This window comes from Aestuariivirga sp., assembly GCF_044238155.1.
Lineage (GTDB): Bacteria > Pseudomonadota > Alphaproteobacteria > Rhizobiales > Aestuariivirgaceae > Aestuariivirga.
In genome coordinates this window covers 1-6686 of sequence record NZ_JBIIDX010000175.1, presented here as the reverse complement: position 1 = coordinate 6686, position 6686 = coordinate 1, and the positions used below count along the sequence as shown (strand labels likewise).

Sequence of the window (6686 nt, the reverse complement as noted above, 5' to 3'; positions counted from 1 at the left end):
CCTGGCAGCACCATTTCTTTCAATTGAATCCGAAAGATAGTGAAACGTTAACGCCAATTGAGATGCTGGAAATAGGGTATTGCAAGGCTGTTACACTTTTTCCGTGTTGACGCCTGCGGTGAAGCGTTCATGCCGAAGGGTCCGATGATGAACGGCCAATCCTTCCAAGACGGCCAAATCGTCCGCTGACAGTTAACGATTCAGCCAAGTCGACTATGGCTGCTGTGACTGGAGGTGCTCCATGGGACAGGCAGTCCGCGCCTCGGCCTTTACACTCCAATTTCTCTGAAGTCCGCGCGCGACAGATCTAGACTGCATGGCGTGCCGGATGCGTGATTGTCACCTGCAACGCGGGTAGGCTGAATACCGTCATCCAGGCAGACAAAGCTGCGATCAAGACGGCGGCGAGCAACGCTGCTCAAGGCCTGCTTCCAAAGTGTGGAGGCAGGGCCATGCCCTGCCTCTTCTTCTTCGTGCAATCACTTGAGAGGATCGTTGGGGCGCGCTGTGTGCCCCAACCTGTTCGCGATATCGTCCAGGATTTCAGTCTCAGTGCTTCTCGCCCATTTCAATGAGTTCGACAGTCTGCGTCACGATGTGTGCATCGGTAATCGCTTCGTGCGCCATCTCAGCGGAGTTGTCGACGTCATGAACGGCGTGCTCGGCTTCCCACGCCGCCTTGTCCGCGGCCTCTGCAGCATCATGAGCAGCTTCGATTGCCTTATGGGCGGCTTCGCCATCAGCGCCGGCAACAGCCTCTGCGGCCTTCAGAGCAGCTTCAGCGGCGGCATGAGCGGCGTCCGCTGCCTTCTGAGCCACTTCAGCCTCTTCGTCGGCATGACCTGCCTCTTTGTCAGCGTGAGCCAGTTCGGCGGCAGATGCCTTCAGGTGCGCATCATCCTTGTCCTTCTCAAGCGCAGCCGCGTTGATCTTGACGGCCTCCTCTGCAAGCTTGTGCGCCTCCTCGGCATAGCTGTGCGTAGAAGCTGCGCTTACAGCAATGGCTTCCGAAATCTCATGCGCGGCTTTCAGTGCGAGCACCGCGTCAATCATCTCGTCCTTGCCGCCGGCAATGTCACCGGCTTCGGCCATTTCATGTGCCTCTTCGACCATGTCATGTGCATGATCGATGAGATGATTGAAACCGTCAAAAAGCTGATCCGTGGTCTCAGCCAGAAGATGCGCATGCTCGCTGGCGCCATGAGCATGTTCGATTGCCTTGTGAGCGGTATCCGCCATGGCAGAACCAGTGGCGAAGAGAGCAGCCACGCTGGCCGCTACGAAAAGTCTTGACGTCTTCATACAGGTGTTCCTCTTGATTGATCTGAATGCGTGTAAGAAACTTGCAGTCAAAGCCGCTTGTGAACCTTGGCCACAATCGATTACATAACAAACGCGCCTCCTAGAAAACTAACACTTGCCAACACGCACATTCCTGATGAAAAAATGACGATGAAACAAGCCTTTGTGCTGGTGGTTCTCCTCCTCACCCTGCTGATTGCACCGTTTGTGCAGGCAGCCGAGCCGCTTCTCATTTCCAAGGCCTATTGGGTGGATGAAAGTGGAAAGGCAACATTTCAAGCGGCTGTAGATGCAGACTTCGAACCTTTTGAAGGCTCTCTCTCAGAAGGCTACAAGCCTTTTGCTTTATGGTTGAAACTCAGGATTTCCGGTCAAGAGAGCCTTGAGCAACTGGCAATCGTTGTGAGCCCGGCATTTATCCGGAATATTGAGCTGTACGATCCCTCTGGTGACACCAGCGACAAACCCCTGCTGCCGCTATTGAGTGGGCGAGATGCGAGAATCACCCCTGTCAATCACATTGGGATAAACAATGGGTTCATTGTTCCGTCTGGCAAGTCGCATCGGGATGTATTTCTTCGTATCACAACTACAACGACCCTGACTGTCGATGTTGACGTGAAGTCTCTAGATGATGCCGACTATGAAAGCCAGGTCACAGCAACGACGTTATCGGTCTACTCCGCATTCCTTCTCGCATTCCTGCTCTGGGCCCTGGTGAATTGGGCAGTCAGACGAGACCTGATCTATGGTCTCTTCTCGCTGCGCCAGTTCCTCTCAGTCTGTCACCTATTTGTCTGCTTTGGCCCTCTGAGATACTTCTTCTCAGGCCTCCTCAGTGTCTCAGTCATCGATCATATCTATAACGTCATTACGCTGTCACTGAGTTGTGTTGCGGCAGTATTCAATTTTAAGCTGGTATCCGAGTTCGGCGTGCCTCGCTGGCTGCAGAAGATTGCCTGGTCGACCATTGTTCTTTCGGCCTCGTCTTTTCTCTTGTTGCTGGCAGGCATGGTCCAGCAGGCTCTAAATTTGAATTCAATTTTCTTGATAGCCAGCTTGATCGCCAGCGTAATGCTGGCGTTCTCTGTAAATGACGCCGACAAAAAGCCCTATGGGCGACTGGCCATCAATTCACTTCGCTTTGGCTTCTCGTTAATGGCAACGGTTATCGTTGTACCAGTCCTTATGTATAACAAGTTATTACAATTCAACACACCATTCTTTCATGTTCTCTTTCTCCATGCGCTGATATCAACCATCATATTTTTTGCAATACTATCAATCAGGGCGCGGCAGAAAGATCTGCTGGCTCAAAAGCTTCTCGTTCAGTTTGAGATAAAAGAGGTAGAACTAAAGAAGGAGAGTGAGAGGAGAGCGGAAAAGGAAAAATTCCTGTCGATGCTCACCCATGAACTCCGTAATCCATTGTCGGTCATTCGGCTTATGACCAACGAAGGCACTTCAAGCGGCAATGCTGTACAAAAGGCCGTCCTTGAGATGACACAAATCATTGAAAGAGTGGAGCAGAGTGAGAAGCTTGAAGATGAGAGTATGCAGACCCTCAGAACTAGTGTTCGGTTAGGCACTGTTCTTCGAGATGTTGCTATGGAGCACTCAGCTTCGTCTCGGCTGGATATAAAGGCGCCAATCGACATTGTCGTTGAAACAGACGAAAGACTGTTGAGGAGGATTGTCGGCAATCTGTTTGACAACGCAGAAAAGTACAGTGCGGAAGGTTCCCGCATCCGTGTACTGTTGGAAGGGAGGTCCGCCGGTGGAGTTGATGGCGCTCAGCTTAGTGTCCTTAATGAAGTAGGCGAGGCTGGTACACCCGATGTGGAAAAGCTATTCACGAAATACTATCGGAGTAAGGGGGCTCACAGGCGACCTGGGTCAGGATTGGGATTATTTCTTGTGGCAAGTTGGGCGAGAGTGCTTGGCGGTAACGTGAGCTACGAGCAGATCGATGGAGCAAGTAGCAGCTCATCCGTACGTTTCAGCGTTTGGCTTCCTAAATGACCAGTCGTCCGCTCAAGATCGTCGTCATTGAAGACTATGATGCCTTACGCGAGGCAATGTGCGATGTTCTGTCAAGAGACGGACATGACGTTATCGGCGTCGCAATGGCTGAAGAGGTGGACGATGAGTCGGCCGGTTTTGTGAGTGATCTGTATATCATTGACATTAACCTGCCAGGTGAGGACGGCATAAGCCTTGCACAGCGAATCCGGCGATCCCAGCCAGAAGTCGGCATTGTTATAGTCTCAGCACGGAGTACTGTTAGTGATCGAATTGGCGGTTATAAGTCGGGCGCAAACATCTATCTTACGAAGCCGCTGTCAATCGAAGAGCTTCGAGCGGTGGTGGAGGGCTTTGTTCAGCGCCTCCTGTCTTCTGAGGTTTCACGATCATCATCAGTTGTTCTCAGCCCGATGAAAATGCTTGTGACGGGTCCATCTGGGAAAACCCAGCTCACCAAGTCAGAAGTTTCCCTGCTTGCTGCGTTATCGCGAGCTCCTCAATGTAGCCTTGAACGTTGGCAGGTAGCTGTCCATTTGGGAAATGGACAGGAGATAACGAAGGAGAACCTAGAGGTAAAGCTTGGTCGCCTTCGCAAGAAGCTTGTTGGCTGTGGGGCGGAAACTCCGGTGATACAATCAATCAGGGGGATTGGTTACAGGCTGACGACCCCACTTCAGATATTGAGAGACTAGCCCAGTGTCTTCTGCACGAGCGCACTTAAAGCAAAGACCTCTCCCTTGTAGAAAGATAGCGTCTTTGCTCAAGTCATTGATTGAAAAAGGGAATGAAGATCACCGGCAAATATATGCGACTGTAAACCGTGCTACTCTGTCTAAGGCATTGTACTAGAATAATATTGCGAGATGATCCGGTTTATTGGTAAGGGAGAGGTCGGGAGTTCAATCCTCCCTGGCAGCACCATTTTCTCAAATTATATCATTGACTTGATGAAGATGGATTCCAGAAACGGGTCGTCCTGGTGCCATATTACAATCATATTACGGTATTAAGTCCTAGAGATCTGGGGTACCATCCCTCCATGGCGGTCTCGAAGGTCATCAATCAGCAGTCCTTCCACGACGGTAAGGTCGTCCTCTACCAACTCGAGGACCGACCCAAGAAGCTGTGGCTCTGTCGGATCAAGGTCCCCAACGGAACGGGCTGAATCTATCGGGGTACGGGTACCTCCGACCTCTATCAGGCACGGAAGTTCGCCGACGACCTCCTCGACGAGATCAGGATCAAGACCAAGCTCGGTCAGTCCATCACGGTTCTGAACTTCGAGAAGATGGTCGATGACTTCGAGGAGGCTTCCAAAGCCAAGGGCGAGCAGACCAAGCGGGACCTCGCCATCATCGCCTTCCTGAAGACCTATGCCGTCCCTTACTTCCGAAAGAATAGGGTCACTGACCTCAGCACCAAGGAGATCGCCAGGTTCTTCGACTGGCGCCGGGCGAACTCCAAGAAGGGCAAGCCGCCCCGTGAGACCACCATCCTCCACGAGACCAGCCAGCTCTCGACCTTCCTGAACTGGTGCCACAAGCGGGGCTACATCGACAGGCAGATCGTCCTCGAGAAGCCGAAGCACGACGGCGATCGGAGACCCCACTTCGACAGCAGGGACTGGCCGAAGCTGACGAGGTTCCTCCGAGAGTGGGTGAAGGAGGGCAGGGGCATCTCCAGTACCACCCTCCGAGACAGGGTGATGCTCACGAGCTACGTCCTGATCCTTGCCAATACGGGTCTGAGGGTCGGCGAAGCCCGTGGTCTGAGGTGGCGGGACATCGACACAGAACTCACCTCCGAGGAGGGAGAGGTCAACATCATCCTCCACGTGAACGGCAAGACGGGTATGCCACCTACCGCCTACAGGAGGGGGTCAACCACTACGTCCTCGCCCGTAACATGGGTACCTCCGTCAAGATGCTCGAGCAGTACTGCGGGCACACCAGCAACCGTGCCGTGGCGGAGGAACTGACGAAGCACCGTGCCAAGAAGCGGGTCAAGATGGCGTGGGAGTCACTAAGACTGGTTTTACCGCTCCTCAAAATCAACCTGCCAATCTACCTTGTGCAGCGATTGGGTTTCAGAAAAAATTTCAATCAAACTGTTTGGACCCCGAGTGCTGTCTAGAAGAACCGCGATCTTAAAAAAACAAGTGCACAAAACAAATATTGTGACTGCTGTTGAATTGACGAGACAAAAAGGTGAATGCAAAACCTCCAGATCGACTTGGTTGACCAGCTGATCACGCTTGAATACCCGAAAACCACATTGTATTCACGATATACTTCTGCCGATTGGATATCAATAATCTGAAAGCCCACTATTGACACGAGGCGGAGCGCTTGGCCATTGATATGAGCTTCTATCTGTGCCTCTCTATCTGATCATCATTCGGTGTTAGAGATTTCGTCGCCACAGCACTTACTGCTCAAAAAGAGAGACAAAAATGCAACCAAACAAGTATCAGCTTCTGAGCGAAGGTCTTTACATCCAGACAATAACTCCCGAATACAGGCTGCTGTCGCTCATAGAAAAGCTCCGCCCTGTTCGTGCCGATCTTGACTTGATTCGTATTGGATCAGACAGCGACGGCGGCTACCTGGTCCCCAATGACCTAAATGGAATCTCTGCTTGTTTTTCACCAGGTGTCGGCCCTACTTCGAGCTTCGAAGAGGATCTCTTTACACGATTCAGCATCCCATCGCACCTTTGCGACTATTCTGTTAATGGTCCACCGGGAAACTTCAAACCAGCTTCCTTTGAAAAAAAATTTCTTGGGGCAACTGAAGATGATCGATTTACGACCCTAAACAACTGGATGGAGAAATCACCAGAATATGATCTTGAAACAGATCTCATACTTCAAATGGACATTGAAGGCGGTGAATACACCGCGATCTTATCCACAGAAGAAGACAAGTTAAAACGCTTCCGAATAATAATTGTAGAATTCCATAATGCAGAGCACTGGAGTGATCCAGCTTTTTTTGAAATTGCCGATTCAACATTTTCGAAATTGCTAAAGCACTTTTATGTTCTGCATATTCACCCAAACAACTATGGTAACCTTTTGAGGCTTGGCCAAGTTATTGTCCCTGATGTCTTTGAGCTCAGTCTTGTAAGAAAAGACCGATGTGCGCCAATTGGGAATCCCGAAACTCTGCCGCATGCGTTGGATCGTCCCTGCAACCCTAACAATCCGGAAATCATACTTCCAGAATACTGGCATAAACAATCTACAAGCCGTTTCTCTTCAACTCAGTTTGTGTTTGATGAGATTTACCGAGGTAGGCAATGGGGTGGGACGCCTGAAAGAATGAGCTCGGGCCCCGGCTCTCATCAACAGCATATAG

5 protein-coding genes are annotated in these 6686 nt (G+C 51.1%); 4 read left to right on the top strand and 1 reads right to left on the bottom strand.

Annotation, left to right across the window (positions count from 1 at the left end):
• Positions 1-549: 549 nt before the first annotated feature.
• Positions 550-1302, bottom strand: a complete 753-nt coding sequence (locus tag ACILRN_RS15010; RefSeq protein WP_395689641.1) for a hypothetical protein — start codon at positions 1300-1302, stop codon at positions 550-552.
• A gap of 66 nt (positions 1303-1368) precedes the next feature.
• On the opposite strand from ACILRN_RS15010, the gene ACILRN_RS15005 reads away from it, so the two are divergent.
• The 4 genes from ACILRN_RS15005 to ACILRN_RS14990 form a co-directional block, all read left to right on the top strand.
• Positions 1369-3324 carry an ATP-binding protein gene (locus ACILRN_RS15005; protein ID WP_395689640.1) on the top strand — a complete coding sequence of 652 codons (1956 nt, stop codon included), beginning with the start codon at positions 1369-1371 and terminating at the stop codon, positions 3322-3324.
• On the top strand, positions 3321-4019 hold the full coding sequence (locus ACILRN_RS15000) for a response regulator transcription factor (protein WP_395689638.1): 699 nt from the start codon (positions 3321-3323) through the stop codon (positions 4017-4019). The genes ACILRN_RS15005 and ACILRN_RS15000 overlap by 4 nt, the downstream gene beginning before the upstream one ends.
• A 596-nt stretch (positions 4020-4615) precedes the next feature.
• Entirely contained in the window at positions 4616-5305 is a 690-nt protein-coding gene (locus ACILRN_RS14995; protein ID WP_395689636.1) for a hypothetical protein, read from the top strand.
• A gap of 474 nt (positions 5306-5779) precedes the next feature.
• Positions 5780-6686 (top strand): FkbM family methyltransferase (locus ACILRN_RS14990; RefSeq protein WP_395689634.1); only part of this gene is annotated, 907 nt, incomplete at its 3' end.

Excerpts from the sequence above, each read along its gene's own strand:
- ACILRN_RS14995 (WP_395689636.1), top strand. The coding sequence starts at position 4,616 with ATGGTCGATGACTTCGAGGAGGCTTCCAAAGCCAAGGGCGAGCAGACC.
- ACILRN_RS15000 (WP_395689638.1), top strand. The coding sequence starts at position 3,321 with ATGACCAGTCGTCCGCTCAAGATCGTCGTCATTGAAGACTATGATGCC.
- ACILRN_RS15010 (WP_395689641.1), bottom strand. The coding sequence starts at position 1,302 with ATGAAGACGTCAAGACTTTTCGTAGCGGCCAGCGTGGCTGCTCTCTTC.